This is a genomic window from Arthrobacter sp. JB02-1C (assembly GCF_057748045.1).
Genome location: NZ_CM173235.1, coordinates 666,793 through 685,390, shown reverse-complemented (window position 1 = coordinate 685,390; position 18,598 = coordinate 666,793). Strand labels below are relative to the sequence as shown.

The window sequence follows — 18,598 nt, the reverse complement described above, 5'->3', positions numbered from 1 at the left end:
GTAACCAAATCCACGCGGCCACCCCGGAGCCTGATTTGGTGTCTCGGTGAGCGGGACGATGTTTTGACGCCACCTGATCTACTCACCCATAGTTTCGGAACCAGCTCCGAATGACGCGGATCACAGCCGCAGTCCTGACGGGTTCAGACTATGAAGGAGAAACGGTGAAAGCTGCCGTAATGCGTGCACCCAATGAGCCGCTGAGCGTGGTAGATCTTGCCCTGGCCGCCCCAGGCCCGGGCGAGGTGCGGGTGAGGATCGAGGCGGCCGGCGTGTGCCACAGCGATCTGCATTACACGAAGGGTGACCTTGCCTGCCGGACACCGATCGTGCTTGGCCACGAGGGAGCGGGCATCGTAGAAGAAATCGGTCCGGGCGTCAGTTCCGTCCGGCCGGGGGACAAAGTGGTGCTGACCTGGCGTCCGCGTTGCGGGCAGTGCGAGTTTTGTTCCAGTGGCAAACCGGCGCTCTGCGTTCAAGGCAGCGTGCACGGGGAGTCGAACGGCCTCCTTCGAGGAGGCACCCGGCTCTCGCTTGGCGGTGACCCGGTGCACCACCTGATGGGTGTCTCCTGTTTCGCCGAGGCGTGCGTGGTGTCGCAAGAGTCGATTATCAAGATCCCCAACGACATCCCCTCGGAGATCGCAGCCATCGTCGGCTGCGCGGTCATCAGCGGCATGGGTGTTGTCCTGAACCGGATGACGGGCGCCGCCGGCCAGGGAGTGCTGATCATCGGTGCCGGCGGAGTCGGACTTTCTGCCGTGATCGGCGCGGAACTCGTGGGTGCCTCGCCCATCATCGTGGCCGACATCGCGGACGACAAGCTCGATAAGGCACTGGAACTCGGCGCCACTCACGCAATCAATTCCAGCACGGAAGATCTCGTCGCAGCGGTGAAGGACATTACCGGTGACGGCGTCCACTGGGTCATCGAAGCCATCGGGAAACAGGCCACCATCCAGCAGGCCATGGCCAGCCTGCGCACCGGAGGAACCACGTTCGCAGTCGGGCTGGGTAACCCCAACGATGTGGTTAACGTGCCGCTTAACAACCTGGTGCAGTCCGAAAAATCATTACAGGGCAGCCTGTACGGCTCATCAAACACTTGGGTGCAGGTTCCGCAAATTCTAGAGCTGTACCGCTCCGGCAGACTCCCGCTGGACAAGCTGCTCGGAGAAACCTACCGGCTGGATCAGGTCCAGGAAGCGCTCGTTGACCTCAGTTCGGGGTCCGTCGGCCGCTCGGTCATAGTCCCAAACTAGCCGCTGTCTTCAAGTAGCGGCCCTCATTTGATATTCAACAGTGGCGTTGGAATAGGAAAATCATCTTGGAAACTCAAACAAAACTAGCACCTGCCCTCACCGTAACGAAGAAGGATAGAAGCAGGGCCCTGTGGGGCAGTGCGGTCGGCAGCACCATCGAGTGGTACGACTATTTCCTGTACGGAACCATGTCCGGCATAGTCTTCGGACCGCTGTTCTTTCCGTCCGCGGACGGCACAGTCAGTCAGCTTCTCGCCCTCGCAACCTTCGCCCTCGCCTTCTTGGTCCGCCCGCTCGGCGGGGTGATCTTCAGCCACATCGGTGACCGTATCGGGCGCAAGCAGACGCTCGTCGTCACGCTGAGTCTTATGGGCGTTGCCACTGTGGCCATGGGTCTGCTGCCGACTTACGCTGCCATCGGTGTTTGGGCGCCGATCCTCTTGACCGTCCTGCGACTCATGCAAGGGCTGGCCTTGGGCGGCGAATGGGGCGGCGGGTTGCTCCTGGCTGTTGAGTACTCTCCCAAGGAAAAGCGAGGATTCTACGGCGCCGTTCCCCAGACCGGCGCTCTTCTGGGCCTGGCCCTGGGCAATATTGCCACGGTCTTTGCTGACAGTATCTTCCCCAAGGAGCAGTTCCTCACCTTCGGCTGGCGCATCCCGTTCCTTCTGTCCGCCGTCTTGCTCGGTGTCGGCCTGTGGATCCGCCACCGCGTGGATGAAACGCCGTCGTTCCGTAAGGTAAAGGCAGAGGGCAACGAAAAGCGCGTTCCGCTCGTCGAGACGCTCCGCCACCACTGGCGCGCAGTCCTGATCGCCATGGGGGCGAAGGTTATCGAGACGTCCACGTTCTTCATCTTCGCCACGTTCACCGTGTCCTACGCCGTATCGCTCGGATATGAGCGCAGCCAGGTCCTCACCACACTCCTCATCACAGCGGTGCTCGGAGTTCCGTCCATGCTTGCGGCCGGTGCCCTGTCGGACCGGATAGGGCGCAAGAAGGTCTTCCTGGCCGGCACAGTAGCCGTTATGGTGTTCATCCTGCCGTACCTCTGGCTGATCAATCAGCAGTCGGTTTTGCACCTCGCCATCGCGTGTTTCTTCGGGTTTACCATCATCTGGCCCACTTATGGTTCCATCCTCGGAACGCTGATTGCCGAAAGCTTCACGCCGGACGTGCGGTACACGGGCGCCTCCTTGGGATACCAGTTCGGCGCAGCCATCGCAGGCGGCCCGGCACCTCTGATCGCCACTGCGCTCATGGCCGCCTACGGCGGGAGCTTTGTTCCGGTTGGCATCTTCGTGATCGTTTGCGGCTGTGTCTCGCTTGTGGCAGTGTCCTTCTCCAAGGATCGGCACAACCAGGAACTGGACTAACCGGTTGCGGGCGGAGCCGCCAAGGCTGCTCCGCCCGCAGGGACCATCCCGAGCGCACCTAGCCATCCACCCATCCAAACGGCAACGGGACGACACCAGTGCCGGCGCCCCCAGAGAAAAGCAAATTCAGTGACGGCAACCACCCACCCCGCAGCCGAGGCAATAAGGCGTGCGAAGGACAAGCAGCCGATCTTCGGGTTCTGGTCCGTCCTAGACGCGCCGGCGTCCAACGAACGGATCGCCCGACTCGGATACGACTACGTGTGCCTGGACGCCCAGCACGGGCTGATGGGATATGCAGGCATTCTGCAGAATCTGATGGCTATCGATGCTGGCCATGGGGCGGCCGGAGTCGTGCGTGTGGGAGCGAATGACGCAGCCGCCATTGGCCGTGCCTTGGATGCCGGCGCCCGCGGAGTTATCGTCCCGCTGATCAACAACGCCCAGGAGGCCAGAGCCGCAGTGGCTGCAGCTCGCTATCCCCGTGCGGCCGGAACCGGGCAACGCTCCTTCGGCCCGATGCGCTCCGGGGTTCGGATTGGTCCAACGCCAGCCGAGGCGGACGACGCCGTGCTCGTGCTGGTGATGGTGGAGACGGCAGAGGCACTTGCCAATCTGGACGAGATCTGCGCCGTGGACGATCTGGACGGCATTTACGTGGGACCCTACGATCTTTCGCTGGCACTCGGCGGACGGTACCCACTTGACCCCGACGTCGAGAACTCCCTGGAGGAGGGGCTGAAGCGCGTCCTCGCTGCCGTCGAGGCAGCCGGGAAGATCGCCGGAATCCACACCTTGGATGCGGCCACGGCCCGGCGTCGTGTGCAGCAGGGGTTCACCTTCGTCACGGTCGCTACCGACCTCGTGGAACTGGAAGCCGCCGCGGCCGGCCGGCTGACCGAGGCGAAGGCCTAGCCGCTCGCGCCAAGAGCGCCACTAACGAATGAACTAGGCCGGCGTCGCCATGCAACCAGATGTCCTGCCGAATCAACACCCTGAATTGGAGCTAAACCCATGGCCTTCCCGCAAACTACACCGAATGAACTCGAAAAAATCCTGGCTTCATCCGCCGCGGCATCCGATGAATGGGCCGCGACGTCGCCCTCTGCCCGCGGAAAAGCCCTGTCGGCAGTCGCAGATGCCCTGGGCGAGGCAGCCTCGGACCTGATCCCGATCGCCCAGCGCGAGACTCACCTCGCGGAAGCACGGCTCCAGTCCGAGCTTAAGCGGACGACGTTCCAGTTGAGGCTCTTCGCAGAAGTCCTCGCCGAGGGTTCCTACCTTGAAGCGCGAATTGACCCCGCTGACGCACAGTGGCCCATGGGGGCCCCTCGTCCCGACCTGCGGCGCGTCTTCATACCGCTTGGTCCCGTGGTTGTCTTCGCAGCGAGCAACTTTCCCTTCGCTTTCAGCACCGCGGGCGGAGACACCGCGTCGGCCCTGGCGGCCGGCTGTTCAGTGGTGCTCAAGGTTCACTCCGGTCACCCTGACCTATCAGAAGCCACCGGCAGGGTCATCACTGGCGCCCTAGCAGCAGCCGGCGCACCCTCCGGCCTTTTTTCCCTAATTTTCGGGACCGACGCCGGCAGGAGCGCACTCACTGATGCGCGCGTGAAGGCAGCGTCTTTCACCGGGTCAATTTCGGCTGGCCGGGCGCTGCTGGACTTGGCAAATTCACGTCCCGAGCCCATTCCCTTCTTCGCCGAGATGGGCAGCGTCAACCCCGTCTTCGTCACGCGCTCCGCCGCCGCGGACCGGGGGGAGGAGATTGCCCAGGGGTTCATCGGCTCTGTCACCTCCAGCGCCGGCCAGCTCTGCACGAAGCCAGGCGTGCTGCTGGTGCCCGAGGAATCCGACATTCTGGCCCACCTCAGCTCCCAGTCCTTGCCGGCACCTGGCCCGCTACTCAATGACCGCATCTCGAGGGGCTTCAGCGAGTCTCTCACGCAATTGGTGTCCCACGCAGGCGTAAAAGTACTCGCTGAAACCCCCGGTACAGCCGCCCAGCTCCCCACGTCCGCAATTCTCGCCACCACTGTCGAGGACCTCCTTCGGGATCCGGACACGCTGCTAGCCGAATGCTTTGGTCCGGCATCCCTCGTGGTCACCTACCAGGATGAAGCTCAGCTCATCGCTGTGGCCCGTGTCTTGGAAGGGCAGTTGACGGCGACCGTTCACGGCGAGGCTGACGACGACGTGCAGGACCTCCTGCAGCTTTTGGCCAAACGCGCTGGACGCATCCTGTGGAACCAGTGGCCTACCGGCGTGTCCGTCACCTACGCTCAGCAGCATGGCGGCCCTTACCCGGCGACATCGGCTTCCCAGAGCACGTCCGTGGGGACCGCCGCCATTACGCGTTTCCTCCGCCCGGTGGCATACCAGGGGTTCCCCCAGCATCTGCTGCCGGAGGCCATCAGGGACGAAAGCCCGCTGGGCGTCCCACTTCGAATCAACGGTCAGCTTCGCGGCGAATAGTCCCGTCACGGCGCACTTAGCGGAGCGATGCGCGACGGCGGGACCTCCCGCCGTCGCGCATTCGCCCTCCGGCCCTACCGGGAGGCGCTGGGCGGTCGACGGTCTGCGCAGCCTCCAGCACCCCTTGCCGTCATCCCAGCAGGTCGTCCTGATAGCATCAGCGCCAGTCTTCGCAGGGCTCGGTGCTCCACATAACCGGCTGCCAGCTCGCTTCGAAGTGCCTCACGGCGTGGCTTCCGTGTGAGGAAGTGACCGCACCCACCGGCAGCTCGCGCAGAAGGGTTGGCAAAAAGACGAGGGCCTCATGCATCGTTGGAGTGGGATCACTCAAACGATGCGAGAGGCCCTCGCCCGTCACATCCGGGGACTTAGCCACCGGCGCGCCGCGAACTTCCCCCGACTATGGAGAGCAGCATCGCGCGGTGCCGGGTGCGGCTGCCCGACGTTACTCGTAGATGCCCTTGCCGGCACCGTTGACCACAACTCCGTCGACCTTGAGCGCGCCGGCCTTGGCGTTCCACTTGGCAAGGATCTTGTCGTACTCGCCGGAGTTGATGATTTTGACCGTGGCCGCCTGTACGGCCTTCACGAGCGCGTCGTTGCCTTTGAGCACGCCGACGCCATAGGCGGTGTGGCCGACCTTGGCGTCGGTTACTTCGAACACCGAGCCGTTGTCCACCGCCTGGGCGAGGTACTCCTGTTCAGTGACTCCGCCAAACCAGGCGTCAATGTTCCCCGAGCGCAGCTGGGTTTGTCCGGCGCCGGTCTCATCGTAAAGTTTGACGCTCACCGTCGGCTTGCCCGCTGCTTCGCACTTTTTACCCTGTTCCTCCAGTGCCGGGAGTTTCGAGTTCCCGCGGAGCGTACCGATCTGAAGACTGCAGATGTCGTCGATCGAGTGAATGTTCTTGGGGTTTCCCTTGGGGACCATGAACCCGGCCGGGGCGAGGAAGTAGTTGACGAAGTCGAGGTCCTTCTCCCGGGCTGGTGAGTCCGTCATGACGGACCAGACGAGGTCCGCGCGGTCCGCTTTAAGAGCTGGGACGATTCCGGGGAAGGCTGTATCCACCGCCTCAAACTTCACACCGAGCACATTCCCGACGGCTGCTGTGAGCTCGGGGATGAGACCCGTCAGCTCAGTGCCGTTCTTCTTGAACGCGTATGGCGGCAGGTTCACCGGCATGGCATTCCGAATCACGCCCGCGTCCTTAATGTTCTTCGGCAGCAGGTCGCGGATCGCTGGGTCTGCGGCGCTTCCGCTCTCCGCGGGGCGGGCGGCGTCGGCCGGGGAACTTCCGCCGCAGCCTGTCAGCATCATCGCGACCGCCGCTAGGCCGGTAATTGCGGTGAGCACGCTGTTCTTCTTCTTTGACGACATTGTCAGCCTCTCTGGTTAATGCGTGGTTGGTGTTGGTTCGGATGCCTGGAGGATCACTCCGCGGGCGTTAGGCCTTGACGGCTGCGAGGAACTTGCGGGTTCGCTCCTGCTGGGGATTGCCCAGGACCTCCTCCGGGGTTCCGCGCTCGACGACGGCTCCGCCGTCCATAAACACGAGTTCGTCAGCTACTTCGCGGGCAAAGCCCATCTCATGGGTGACCACGAGCATGGTCATCCCCTCCTTGGCGAGCTCCTTCATGACGTCCAGGACCTCTCCGACGAGCTCCGGGTCGAGTGCAGATGTGGGCTCGTCGAAAAGCATGAGCTTCGGCCGCATGGCCAGCGCGCGCGCGATCGCGATGCGCTGCTTCTGGCCGCCCGAGAGCTGAATCGGATAGTGGTCACGGTGGGTGGTGAGCCCGACCCGCCTAAGAAGCTCGTCTGCATGGGCGATGGCCGCACTCCGGGGAATGCCTTTGACTCTGACGGGCCCCTCGATGATGTTTTCGAGGACGGTCATGTGCTGGAACAGGTTGAAGTGCTGGAATACCATCCCGATGTTTTGGCGCTGTCTGGCCACTTCACCATCGGAGAGGTCGCGGTAGAGCTCGCCGTCCTTGCGGTAGCCCATGAGCTCGGCTTTGACCCAAATTTCCCCGTTGTCCGGCTGCTCGAGACGGTTGAAGCAGCGCAGGAACGTGGACTTGCCGGAGCCGGACGGGCCGATGATGCAGACGACTTTGCCGTCCGGTATCTGCAGGTCGACACCCTTGAGGACGTGCACTGGACCAAAGGATTTATGGATGCCGATCGCCTCGGCCATCGGTTTGGGAGAGATTTCGGTCATCGCACATGGCCTTTCGAGGCGCGCTTTTCGAGGAAGAACTGACCGATGCTGAGCACGGTCACGAACACCAGGTACCAGAAGCTGGCGACGAACAGCAGCTCGATGGTTTGGTAGTTGGAGGCGGAAATGTTTTGGACGGCGGTTAGGAGTTCGCCGCCGGCAATAACCGAGACGAGGGAACTGGCCTTCACGAGGGAGATGAACTGGTTGCCGGTGGCGGGGATGATCACCCGGATCGCCTGGGGCAGGACGATGCGGCGCATCATCATGCTGTGCTTCATTCCGATTGCGGCTGCGGCCTCCTGCTGGCCGCGATCGACCGCGAGGAAGCCACCGCGCACCACCTCGGCCATGTAAGCCCCTTCGTGGAGCCCGAGCCCGAGGCAGGCTGCGACGAACGGCACGATGACACTGTTCGTCTTGACCTGGAGGAACATGATGTCCGTGAAGGGGATCCCGATCCCTAGCTGCGGGAAAAGAAGTGCAAAGTTGCCCCAAACGAGCATTTGCACGAGCAACGGCACACCCCTGAAAAACCAGACGTAGCCGGAAGCGATGCCTTCCAGGACCCGGTTACGGGACATCTTCATGAGTGCGATGAGGACGCCGAGCAACACGCCCACGAGCATGCTGATGAGCGAAAGGGTGAACGTCCTGTACAGCCCCTCCAGGACAGGCTGCGAGAAGAGGAAGTCCCCGACAGTGGAGTAGTGAATATTCTTGTTTTTGGCCAGCGAGACCAGGACGTTCGCGAGCAGGACGGCGACGGCGGCGGCGGCGGCCCACTGACCCCAGGGCTTAACTCCTACCGACCTCATGGGCGCCGGTGCCCCTTGCGGGCTCCTCTGGGTCTTCACCTGGCGCCGGTGGAGGATCTGCGTCATGGTCGGGCCCCCCTCAGTCCGAAACGGACGTGATTCATGGTTCTCCTGTTCCGGATACTTCTGTTGTGAATAATTCGCCGGTTGAGGGGCGCAACGGTGCGCCCATTCCGTGTTCTTCGCCGCTACCAGCGAGGGTCCCAGCGGCCCATCGGGCTTGGTTCTCGTTGTCGATTCACGCCGCAATTCCCACTGAATGGGAAGCGTGTGTCATTTGGCGACCAGACAGTAGCAGTGATGCAAGACACGCGCAACCTGATGCCGCCCATGCATTCAACCCCGCCCCAGGCTGGCGCGACCGTCCCTCCGGCCTGGGTGCATGAGACGCCGGTCGGCGTTGCGGTCACAGTGAAGCACTGCTATTGTTTCTCCGCCCAATGATATATAGCTCCCATACAGTGGGAATATTGCGCTCCACGACGCAGGCAGGGAATGACATGACGCAGGAACTTCATCTGGAGGGAAACACCCTCCCGCTCCAAGGCATACGCGTGCTGGAGCTTGGCAGCTTCATCGCGGCGCCCTTCGCGGCACGTCTTTTTGGTGACTTCGGTGCCGAGGTCATAAAGATCGAAAAGCCCCAGGGCGGTGACGAGTTGCGCGACTGGCGCAAGACCCGCGGCACTACATCGATGCTGTTCCGCACGATCGGCCGGAATAAGAAGTCTGTTGCCTTGGACCTGCGCTCAGAAGCCGGATGCGAGGCAGTAAAAAAGATTGCAGCCCACTGTGACGTCGTCATCGAGAACTTCCGGCCGGGAACGCTGGAAAGGTGGGGCCTGGGCCCCGACATTCTGCAGGAACTCAATCCCGAGATGATTATGGTGCGGATCTCCGGCTACGGGCAGACCGGCCCTTATAAGAACCGCGCCGGGTTCGGCAGTTCCGCGGAGTCATTTGGCGGCCTGCGCTACATCACCGGCGAACCGGACCGCCCTGCCGGCCGTGCCGCAGCCAGCATGGGCGATACCGTTGCCGGTCTCTACGGCGTTATCGGGGCCCTGATGCTGATGTTCCAGAAGGCCCGCGGAATCGACGCCGGTACGGCCAAGGTCGTGGACGTGGCGCTTTACGAAGGCATCTTCAGTCTGCTTGAATCTCTCGTCCCCGACTACGACGCCTACGGCATGATCCGTAAGCGAACCGGCGGCGCGCTCCCCGGCGTCGTACCCACGGGCTCCTACCTCTGCCAGGACAACCTTGAGGTGGTCATCGGGGGCAACTCGAACTCTGTCTTCGTCCGCCTCATGACGGCCATCGGCCGCGGTGATCTCGCCGAGGACGAAAGTCTGCTCACCACCGAAGCACGCGGCGGACGTGAAGAAGAACTGAACGGCGCGATCTCGGCCTGGACGGGAAGCCTGCCCCTTAGCGAGGTGCTCGACAAGCTGGACGAAGCCGGCGTTCCCGCTGGTCCGGTCTACGACGCACCCAGCATCGCCGTCGACAAGCACTATCTGGCGCGGGACATGATTCAGACCCACGAAGTTGTCATCGACAAGGAACCCGAACTGATTCGTTTTCCTGGCGTTGTACCCAAGATCCCGGGCCACCAGGGCCAGGTTAAGTGGATGGGTCCGGAGCTGGGACAGCACACGGAGGAGGTCCTGCGCGAACTGGCCGGCATGGACGCCGACGCGATCGCTGCCCTTGGACTGCAGGAGGTTCGCTAAATGAAGGTTCAAATCACGGACGTTTTCCTGCGCGACGGGCTCCAGGACGAGCCGGTCATCGTCTCCACAGCCCACAAGCTGGAAGTCGCCCAGGCACTCATCGCCGCCGGCATCAAGCGGATCGAAGCTGCGTCCTTCGTAAACCCGAAGCGGGTTCCGCAGATGGGAGACGCCGCCGACGTGATCTCCTCCCTGCCGAAGGCCGTGGGCGTCACTTACACAAGCCTGGCCCTGAACGGCAAGGGTATCGAACGTGCGGTGGGCGCCGGTGCAACGGAGGTTGCGGTGGTTGCCTCCGCCAGTCAGGCCCACAGCAGCGCCAACGCGGGGCAGTCCATCGAGGAAGCCCTGGCCGGACTGGCCGCTACAGTTGCCAGGTTTCCGGAGACGCGCTTTGTCGCCGGTATTTCCACGGCTTTCACCTGCCCGTTCGAGGGCAATATTGACCCGGCATACCTCCTGCGGGTTGTCCGTGCCTTCAAAGGGATGGGCATCCACGACATTGGCCTTGCCGACACCATCGGCACCACTCCGACCGGGCAGGTGTTGGCCGTCATGGGAGAAGTCCGTGCTGCCGAGCCCGACCTGGGTTACTCTCTCCACCTCCACAACGCGCACGGACAGGCCCTCGAGACCGCCATTGCGGCAGTGGATGCCGGCGTCCTCCGTTTTGACGCGGCGCTCGGCGGCTACGGAGGATGCCCGTTCGCCCCGGGCGCCCATGGCAACATAGCTACCGAAGAGCTTGTAAGGCACCTGCACGATGCTGGGCACGAGACTGGTGTCGACGAGGACCGCTTGGCGGAGGCTGTTCGCCTCGCCCGCGACGTAGTCGCCTATTCCCCGGCGGCTGCCAATTCTCATTCAAAGCATGGAGACAACGATGTCTAAAGGTACAGGCACCACGGAACGCGCCCGCGGCGGAGCAGACAGTGCCGTGAGCGAAACCACCGCCGGCCCGGTGGTCGGCATCGAATATCCGGTAGCCCGCACGGCCGGCCCCCGGCCCGGTACCCACTACCCAGGCCGGCTCGGGTCAAAGATCGCCAGCCTTCCCGCCCCGCTCTATCTCGTCCTCGCCGCCCTGGTTCTTATCGCTGCCATCACAGGCAACCTGCCGGACACCATAGTGGTTGGTTTTGCCGCCACCATCCTGCTTGGCGGACTCTTCATTTGGATCGGCAACCTCTTCCCGGTGGTTCGCGACTTCGGGCTGCCTACCATCCTGTGTACCTTCGCCCCCGCCACGTTGGCGTACCTCGGCTTAATGCCGGAAAACCTGGTCACAGTGGTCCGCAACTTTATCGACGGCCACGGCTTCCTGGACTTCTTTGTGGTTGGCATCATCGCCGGCTCCATCCTCGGCATGCCGCGAGCGCTCCTCCTGAAGGCAGGGCCACGTTTTGCGGTACCTGTGGTCGGGTGCCTCATCGCTACGTTCGTCCTAGTGGGGCTCATCGCCGCCGGTACGGGCTTCGGGTTCATTCAAGGCATCCTCTTCGTGGCTGCGCCCATCATGGCGGGTGGCCTCGGCGTCGGGGCCCTGCCGATGTCCAAAATGTACGCTTCCGAGACCGGTGTCGACTCCGCCAGTTTCATGGGCGACCTGATGTCCGCCGTCGTCATGGCCAATGTCGTCTGCATCCTCATCGCCGGCATCTACAACGGCCTGGGGAAGCGCAAAAAGCAGCTTTTCGTCGGCTTCAACGGACACGGCCAGCTGCTGCGGATCAAGGGTCGTTCCGACGAGCTCACTCTGCCGGCCAAGCGCGACGCATCCTCGTTTATAGCACTGGGAAAGGGCCTGCTGATCGCCGGCAGCCTGTTCGTCTTTGGGAATCTGCTGGGCGCTTTCGTTCCGGGGCTGCACCCTTACGCCTGGACCATCATCGCAGCGGCGGCCTTTAAGATCTTCGGGCTGCTTCCCCAAGACGTCGAGGATTCCACGGCAGATTGGGGTGATCTGCTGGGCGCCGTCCTGGTCCCCGCGCTCTTGGTGGGCGTGAGTCTCACTTACATTAACATCACCGATGTCCTCGCCTCGCTGAGCAACCCCCTGTTCATACTCCTGACGATCTGCACCGTGATCATCGCGACCCTGACCTCCGGCATCCTCGGATGGCTTGTGAAGTTCAACTTCGTAGAAGCTTCCATCACGCCCGGCCTGGTCATGGCAGACACGGGAGGCAGCGGAGACGTCTCTGTCCTCAGCGCCGCCAACCGAATGCACCTTATGCCCTTCGCCGCCCTGACAAACCGCTTAGGTGGCGCACTCGTCCTCTTTGTCACCTCCCTGATCGTCCCGTTCCTTACCTAAGGAACCTTCGATTGGTCAGCGCTGCTTGCCCTGCGCGCAAAAAGCTCCACCAACTCTGTTCAGCGTCAACCGTGAAAGAAGCCATGACAAGCACGACTATCGAGTCCCAGAGCACTGAAAAGACTTCTACCCTCCCCGACGAAGGCCATGTAGCTGCCGTCATCGCTGACGTGGTTGCGGAGCGCGCCGGGCATCTGTTCGGATTGCTGGGTAACGGCAACGCCCATCTGATCAGCCGGTTGACCCGCCGCGGCTTCCCGTTTTCGGCCGCCCGGCACGAAGCCTCGACTGTTGCGATGGCTGATGCCTATTACCGGGCAACGGGGAACATCGCGGCCGCAACCACCACCTACGGGGCGGGCTTCACAAACGCCTACACAACGCTCGCCGAGGCTCGCATCGCGCGTATCCCCTTGGTCATGGTTGTCGGTGATGCTCCATCGACGGGCCGGCGGCCCTTTGATGTCGACCAGACGAAAGCAGCAGAAGCCGCGGGGGTGGTTACTTTGGTCGCTGACAAGGCGAATGCCGCCGCCATCACCCACCGTGCCTTTGACCTCGCCCTCCAGACTGTCCAGCCGGTTGTCTTGGCCATTCCCTATGACCTGGCCACCGCCGCGCCTGCCGCCCCACAACCCTTGGAACCCCTGCCCGCCAAGGCCCCCAGGAACGCCGAGCCTGGCGAACTGCGGCGCGTGGCGGCCTTGTTGGCCGCGGCCGAGCGTCCCCTCCTCCTGGCCGGGCGCGGCGTAGTCCTGGCCGGCGCCGCCGATTCGGTACGGGAACTCGGTGACCGGCTCGGCGCACTCTTCATGACCTCGGTGATGGCAGCCAACGCCTTCAACAGCCCATGGGACCTGGGCATCGCCGGCGGCTTCACCCGCCTCCACCGCCTTGCTGTCGCACGCCAAGCCGACCTCGTCCTGGTGGTCGGGGCCAGCCTGAACAAGTTCCAGACCCGCTACGGAACGTTGTTCCCGGAGAGCACCCGGATTATCCGGATCGACAATGAAGCGGACGCGGCACACTCGGCAACGGTCGAGTACATCAGAGCCGATATCCTCCCATTCGTCGAAGAACTCCTGCAAGAGATACCCGCCGCCACGTCCACCTGGCGGGACCGCGTCCCGGAGGTCGCCACAGCAGAATTTCGTTCCTCCGAACCGGACGAAGACCCTGCCGAGTTCGGCCCCGACGGCAGGCTCAACCCCCGCGCCGTCGTCGCCGCCCTGGACCGCATCCTGCCGGCCGAACGCTCGGTAGTGATGGACGGCGGACACTTCATCGGCTGGGCCCCGATGTACCTGTCGGTACCCGACCCGCAGGCGATGATCCTGGTAGGCACCGCCTTCCAGTCCATCGGCCTTGGCTTCGGTTCCGCCGCCGGCGTCTCCGTGGCACGGCCGGAGCGCACCACTGTCCTGGTTAGCGGCGACGGCGGCGGGCTAATGGGGCTTGCCGACTTCGAAACGTTCATCCGCGTTACCCGCAGAGGTGTGGTCGTCGTACTCAACGACTCCGCCTATGGCGCCGAGCTCCATCAGTACGCGGCCCGAGGCCTCCACGAGCAGGCGATGCTCATCGATGAAGTGGACTTCGCGGCCATCGGGCGGGCCCTTGGTGCGGTTGGGGTCAAGGCTCACGGGCTGGCGGACCTGGATCGGCTTCAAAGCTGGCTGTCCTCCCACGATGAAGGCGTATTTGTCTTGGACGCGGCTATTTCGCAGAAAGTAGTGGCCGAATACATGGCCGAGTCGATGAGCGCTACAAAGTAGGCAACCGGTGCCATCGTAGGCTGGCCTCATGACTTCTCCTGACACCAATGGAAGCAACCGCACGCTCGAACGAGCGGCTGCTCTTCTCGACGCCGTTGGCCGGTCCTCCGCGTCGGCTAGTGAGCTGTCACGTCGGACCGGTCTGTCACTTTCGACGGCTCACCGGCTTGCCCTGCAGTTGGCTGACTACGGATTCCTTCGGCGGACTGAGAATGGGGCGTTCCGGCTTGGTGACCGCTTCGTGCGGTCGGCGCTCGAGACAGCAGCCCTGCCTGTCCTCCAAGACCTCCGGGACCTCACCGGTGAGACGGTCCAATTATGGGCGCGGAGAGGCGACGAACGCGTCTGCCTGCTGAGCGCCGATAGCCGCCAGGAGCTCCGCGCGACCCTGCCGGCCGGTTCTCGGCTGGCCCTCCCTCAAGGGTCCGCCGGAGGGATTCTCGCAGCGGACGACGATGCCCTCGCCCGGCTCGCAGAGGTCGGTTGGACCGAGTCCGTCGGAGCGCGAACACCTGGCCTCGGCTCGGTCAGTGCCCCTGTGCAAACCGGCCAGGGAATCATCGCCGCGGTGTGCCTGGCCATGCCGCTGGCGCGGGTCGCCGAGTCCCCGGGAAGGGATTACGGCAAGGAAGTGATCGAGGCCGCTAAACGGATCGAGCAAGCGTTGGAACCGAAGCACTAGCGGCTACTCGAGCATGCCCACCACGGCCTCGGCGAATGCGCCCGGGTCCTCCTGAGGCACGTTGTGTCCGATGCGTGGCAGCAGGATTTCGCGGTAGGGGCCGGTGAAGTGGTGTCGACCGGCTGCCGCGCCGGGGCCGCCGACGCCGTCGTCCCCGCTTTCCAGCACCACGGTGGGAACGGTGATGCTCGGCTCCTTGGCGATCAGGTCCTCGAGCCGCTGGTACCGGGGGTCGCCGTCGGCCAGTCCATAGCGGTGGCGGTAGGAGTGGATGACGACGTCCACAAAATCGGGGTTGTGCAGGCTCGGGGCGCTGGCCGAAAATGCTTGGTGCGCCGCTGCCCAGCCGGGCGACCAGGTGCGCCACAGCAGCTCGCACAGTTCGTCCCGGTTCTGTTCCAGCCCGCGGCGACCCCGCTCGGAGTGGAAGTAGTACTGGTACCAGTAGCTTCGCTCCCATTCCGGCCTGGTGGGCTCGCCGGAACGGGCCAGGTTGTGCATGTTGTAGCCGTTGGCGGACACTAGCCCGGTGACCCGGCCGGGTTCCAGCGCCGCCACAATGCACGCCGCCCGGCCGCCCCAGTCGTACCCGGCCACGACGGACCGCCCGAGCGCCAGGGCATCCATGAAGTCGAGGAGATCCTGCGCGAGGGCGCCCTGTTGTCCTGAGCGCGCCGTCGCCGCGTCTAGGAAACTGGTGGGGCCAAAGCCGCGAAGGTAGGGCGCCAGCACGTGGGCGCCCTCGGCGGCGAGGATCGGGGCGACGTCGTCGTAGGCCCGAACGTCGTACGGAAACCCATGGAGGAGGATGACCGGCGTCCCGCGCGGATCACCGGCGGACTCATAGCCGATGTCCAGGACAGGAGTCCGGACGCGGCCAAAGGAGGTAAAGCTCATGGTTCCGATCCTTCCGTTTAAGCCTGTGAGGCCCAGACTAGTGCGCGTTGGCGTCCGGTTCGCCCGCAGTGGGGCCGGCGGTTACGCCTGACGCTCGCCGACCGCCTGAGCGATATGCCGGAGTGAATCCAGGGCTGCCACCGCATCGGCCAGGGAATCGGCTGGCGCCTCGGAAAGGCGGCCGACCCAGTAATCGTTGATCCGCGCGATGCTCGCGGCGGCGAGTTCGGTCGGCGCGAGGGTGCTTGAGCGCGCATCGTCGGGGAGTTGCTCCCGCACCACCAGGCCCGCCGCCTCGAGCGTGCGCACCGTCGTACTGATGTTGCTCCGCCGCAGCCCGGTCGCTGCCGCGAGTTGCGACGACGTCATGTGGGGGGTGCGGTGGAGCTCCCGGATCACGGCGATCTCCGTGCCGGTCAGCGGGATGACGTCGCGCAGCAGGGGGTTTCGGATGTCGAGCTTGTGCGCGAGGTCAAGGATGGCGTCGGCCAATGCGGCCAGCTGTTCGGGCGTGGGTGGCGGCGGGGTTGTCATGGCGTCCAATCAATCAGTTATAGTTATATAACTATATATACATTGCTGAGGAAAGAAGAGTATGTCTGTCGCGTCCGCATCCACTCCCCCCGAAATCGGCCTTCCACCTTCCCAGCGCAAGGGTAACCCTGCGCTGACCCTCATCGCTGTGTGCTTCGGCCTCTTCATGGTGGGGCTCGACTCCACGGTCGTACACATCGCCAACCCGGCAATCCAGGCCGACCTCCACGCCACCTTCGGCGAGCTGCAGTGGATCATCAACGCCTACCTCCTGGCGTTGGCCGTCTGCCTCATCCCGGCAGGCAAGCTCGGGGACCGTTTCGGCCGCAAGAAAATCTACATCCTGGGTGTCTTCCTGTTCGCCGTCACCAGCGTCGCGATCGGCCTCGTCGGCAGCATTGACGGCGTGCTCGTCTTCCGTGCCCTGCAGGGCGTCAGTGCGGCGCTGCTCATGCCGCAGACAATCGCCCTGCTCCGGTCGACGTTTTCGCGGGAGAAGTTCGGCATGGCTGTGGGCATCTGGGGCGGCGTCTCGTCCGTATCCATCGCCGGCGGCCCGCTGGTGAGCGGCCTGTTGGTGCAGAGTGCCGGCTGGCAGTGGGTCTTCTACATCAACGTCCCGATCGCCGTCATCGGCATCGTCATTGCAGCCCTGGTCGTTCGGGAAACAGCCAGCGAAAAGGGCGGCCGCATCGACGTCCTCGGTATCATCCTGCTGGCGGCGGCGCTGTTTGCTGTTGTCTTCGGCGTGGTCCAGGCGCAAGGCTGGGGCTGGGGGAGCGGCGCGACCATCGGCGTCTTCGCCGGCGCCGTCGTGCTGTTCGCCTGGTTCGTCATCGTTGAGAGCCGCGTGGCGAACCCGCTCCTCCCGCTGGATCTTTTCAAATCGGCCGGCGTCAGCGTTGGCGGACTGGTTTTCGTGGCCAACTTCTTCTCGGTCCTCGGCGTCACCTTCCTGCTGACCCTGTTCCTGATGAACTCGCTTGGCAGGGACACGGCCACGGCAGGCCTGATGATGCTGCCCATGAGCTTCTTCGCGATCCCGTCCGCGCCCCTCGGGGCGTTCCTTACCGCTAAGGTCGGTCCGCGTAGGGTTGCGGCCCTGGGCCTCGGCCTGATGGCGGCGGGCCTGGCGCTGCTGACGCTGGTCGACGTCGACACGCCCTACTGGATGATGGCGGTCCCGTTCGTTGTCATCGCCTTCGGTTCCGGTTTCGCCATTCCGTCGGGGGCCGACCTGATCGTCGGCGGCGCTCCGGTTCACCTGGCCGGCGTGGCCAGCGGCTTCCAGACCACCTGCATCCAGGTCGGCGGTGCCATCGGTACGGCCATCCTGTCCGCAATCGTCGCCGGCCAGGTGATCCCTGCCGTCGCAAAGACAACGCTTCCCGCCGGTGCCATCGAGGGTGCTTCCGCCGGTGTTGTCTTCGACGGATTTCCGGCCGTGAACGGTGCCTTTGTCGACGGCATGCATGGTGGCCTGTGGGTCGCGGCGGCCCTCTGCGCCGCCGTCGCCGTGCTGGTCATCACTGCCATCCGCGAGCCGAAACACCACGACCTCGAGGCGGTGCTCGAGGAATCCGCCGAAGCCCTGGCCGGGCACCGCTGACCTGTTGGCCCCGAGCTGCAGGGCGGAGCCTGGGGCAGGCGCCCCTCCACAGGGTTAGAAACCATGCGACACGCGAGCCTTGCTGCTACACCGCCACCGAACCCGCCATGAAATCTCGACGCGCTGCGTCGAAGGCCCGCAGCGCTCAGGCCCGGGCTGGACGTCCCGTTCGGCGCTCCGGTGTGGAAGGCGCCGAGAACAGTTCAGGCCGCGATGCCCGCATGCTCGTGACGTCGTCCAGGACGAAACGCAGGTGGCCGCGCAGGCCATCTTCGGCGGCCGTGAGGTCGCCGGTGAGGATGGCGTCGAGAACGCGGCGGTGGTCGGCCGCATATTCGGTGATGCCGCGATAGCCGCTGAGCCCCAGATAGCGGGCGCGGTCCAGGTGGCCCTTGGCGTTTGAGACGGTGGCCCACGCTGTTTCGTGGCCGGCTATGGCTAACAGCGCCCGGTGGAAGTCCTCGTCCAGTGGATAGAACTCGTCACGGCTGCTGCAGGCATCCTGACGGTCCAGGAGTTCATAGAGTGCGGCCGCCGCGTCCGGGGTGATATTGCGGGCACAGTCGGACAGCGACGCGACTTCGATGGCTTCCCGGATGAACTGGGCCTGCGCCACAGTGTCGGGGTCGAGGTAGGTGACGTATGTGCCGCGCTGTGGACGAATCTCCACCAGCCCTTCCTGGGCGATGAGCAGCAGCGCCTCCCGGATGGGCTGCCGGCTGGTGCCCAGGTGGTGTGCTAACTCGTTTTCGGAGAGGAGGGTGCCTGGCGCGTCCTCGCCGGTGATGATGCGTTCGCGGATCTGCGCGTATGCCATCATCCGGGCGGAGATACGCGGGGTGGTGTTGGATTCAGGCATGCTTCCACAGTAGTCGGGCCTGCCCACCGGTAC

16 protein-coding genes are annotated in these 18,598 nt (G+C 64.0%); 10 read left to right on the top strand and 6 right to left on the bottom strand.

Translation table 11 applies throughout. The annotated features are described in order from the left end of the window. The first annotated feature begins 164 nt into the window (after nt 1-164). The 4 genes from AC3ANP_RS03295 (at nt 165) to AC3ANP_RS03280 (ending at nt 5,113) form a co-directional block, all read left to right on the top strand. Nucleotides 165-1,262, top strand: a complete 1,098-nt coding sequence (locus AC3ANP_RS03295; RefSeq protein WP_488331932.1) for a zinc-binding dehydrogenase — start codon at nt 165-167, stop codon at nt 1,260-1,262. A 65-nt stretch (nt 1,263-1,327) separates the two neighbouring features. Further along, nucleotides 1,328-2,638, top strand: a complete 1,311-nt coding sequence (locus AC3ANP_RS03290; protein WP_488331931.1) for an MFS transporter — start codon at nt 1,328-1,330, stop codon at nt 2,636-2,638. Between the two features lie 129 nt (nt 2,639-2,767). After that, nucleotides 2,768-3,553 (top strand): HpcH/HpaI aldolase family protein, encoded by a 786-nt coding sequence (locus tag AC3ANP_RS03285; protein ID WP_488331930.1) that lies wholly within the window; start codon nt 2,768-2,770, stop codon nt 3,551-3,553. A 99-nt stretch (nt 3,554-3,652) separates the two neighbouring features. Then, entirely contained in the window at nt 3,653-5,113 is a 1,461-nt protein-coding gene (locus tag AC3ANP_RS03280; protein ID WP_488331929.1) for an aldehyde dehydrogenase (NADP(+)), read from the top strand. A 445-nt stretch (nt 5,114-5,558) separates the two neighbouring features. Here AC3ANP_RS03280 and AC3ANP_RS03275 read toward each other — a convergent pair whose 3' ends face one another. From AC3ANP_RS03275 to AC3ANP_RS03265, 3 genes are all read right to left on the bottom strand, one after another. Further along, on the bottom strand, nt 5,559-6,467 hold the full coding sequence (locus AC3ANP_RS03275) for an ABC transporter substrate-binding protein (RefSeq protein ID WP_488331928.1): 909 nt from the start codon (nt 6,465-6,467) through the stop codon (nt 5,559-5,561). Between the two features lie 91 nt (nt 6,468-6,558). Further along, entirely contained in the window at nt 6,559-7,338 is a 780-nt protein-coding gene (locus tag AC3ANP_RS03270; RefSeq protein ID WP_488331927.1) for an amino acid ABC transporter ATP-binding protein, read from the bottom strand. Then, a complete protein-coding gene (locus tag AC3ANP_RS03265; protein WP_488331926.1) occupies nt 7,335-8,156 on the bottom strand; it encodes an amino acid ABC transporter permease in 822 nt (273 codons plus the stop codon). The genes AC3ANP_RS03270 and AC3ANP_RS03265 overlap by 4 nt, the downstream gene beginning before the upstream one ends. 500 nt (nt 8,157-8,656) lie before the next feature. Here AC3ANP_RS03265 and AC3ANP_RS03260 point away from each other — a divergent pair, with 500 nt between their 5' ends. From AC3ANP_RS03260 to AC3ANP_RS03240, 5 genes are all read left to right on the top strand, one after another. Further along, nucleotides 8,657-9,892, top strand: coding sequence for a CaiB/BaiF CoA transferase family protein (locus AC3ANP_RS03260; RefSeq protein WP_488331925.1), 1,236 nt, complete (start codon nt 8,657-8,659; stop codon nt 9,890-9,892). Further along, nucleotides 9,893-10,783 (top strand): hydroxymethylglutaryl-CoA lyase, encoded by an 891-nt coding sequence (locus tag AC3ANP_RS03255; RefSeq protein ID WP_488331924.1) that lies wholly within the window; start codon nt 9,893-9,895, stop codon nt 10,781-10,783. Beyond that, a complete protein-coding gene (locus AC3ANP_RS03250; RefSeq protein WP_488331923.1) occupies nt 10,776-12,209 on the top strand; it encodes a 2-hydroxycarboxylate transporter family protein in 1,434 nt (477 codons plus the stop codon). Before AC3ANP_RS03255 ends, AC3ANP_RS03250 begins: the two co-directional genes overlap by 8 nt. A gap of 83 nt (nt 12,210-12,292) precedes the next feature. Continuing rightward, nucleotides 12,293-13,984, top strand: coding sequence for a thiamine pyrophosphate-binding protein (locus AC3ANP_RS03245; protein ID WP_488331922.1), 1,692 nt, complete (start codon nt 12,293-12,295; stop codon nt 13,982-13,984). Between the two features lie 28 nt (nt 13,985-14,012). Beyond that, on the top strand, nt 14,013-14,666 hold the full coding sequence (locus AC3ANP_RS03240) for an IclR family transcriptional regulator (RefSeq protein WP_488331921.1): 654 nt from the start codon (nt 14,013-14,015) through the stop codon (nt 14,664-14,666). 3 nt (nt 14,667-14,669) lie between these two features. Here AC3ANP_RS03240 and AC3ANP_RS03235 read toward each other — a convergent pair whose 3' ends face one another. Together AC3ANP_RS03235 and AC3ANP_RS03230 are read right to left on the bottom strand one after the other, a co-directional pair. After that, the gene (locus AC3ANP_RS03235; protein WP_488331920.1) at nt 14,670-15,563 is read right to left on the bottom strand and encodes an alpha/beta fold hydrolase; all 894 of its coding nucleotides are present in this window, start codon (nt 15,561-15,563) and stop codon (nt 14,670-14,672) included. Between the two features lie 81 nt (nt 15,564-15,644). After that, complete coding sequence (locus AC3ANP_RS03230; protein ID WP_488331919.1) at nt 15,645-16,097, bottom strand: MarR family winged helix-turn-helix transcriptional regulator; 453 nt, start codon at nt 16,095-16,097, stop codon at nt 15,645-15,647. A 61-nt stretch (nt 16,098-16,158) separates the two neighbouring features. Between AC3ANP_RS03230 and AC3ANP_RS03225 the strand changes: the two genes are divergently transcribed. Beyond that, the gene (locus tag AC3ANP_RS03225) at nt 16,159-17,706 is read left to right on the top strand and encodes an MFS transporter (RefSeq protein ID WP_488331918.1); all 1,548 of its coding nucleotides are present in this window, start codon (nt 16,159-16,161) and stop codon (nt 17,704-17,706) included. Between the two features lie 145 nt (nt 17,707-17,851). Here AC3ANP_RS03225 and AC3ANP_RS03220 read toward each other — a convergent pair whose 3' ends face one another. Then, the gene (locus AC3ANP_RS03220) at nt 17,852-18,565 is read right to left on the bottom strand and encodes a GntR family transcriptional regulator (protein WP_488331917.1); all 714 of its coding nucleotides are present in this window, start codon (nt 18,563-18,565) and stop codon (nt 17,852-17,854) included. Between the last annotated feature and the right edge of the window lie 33 nt (nt 18,566-18,598).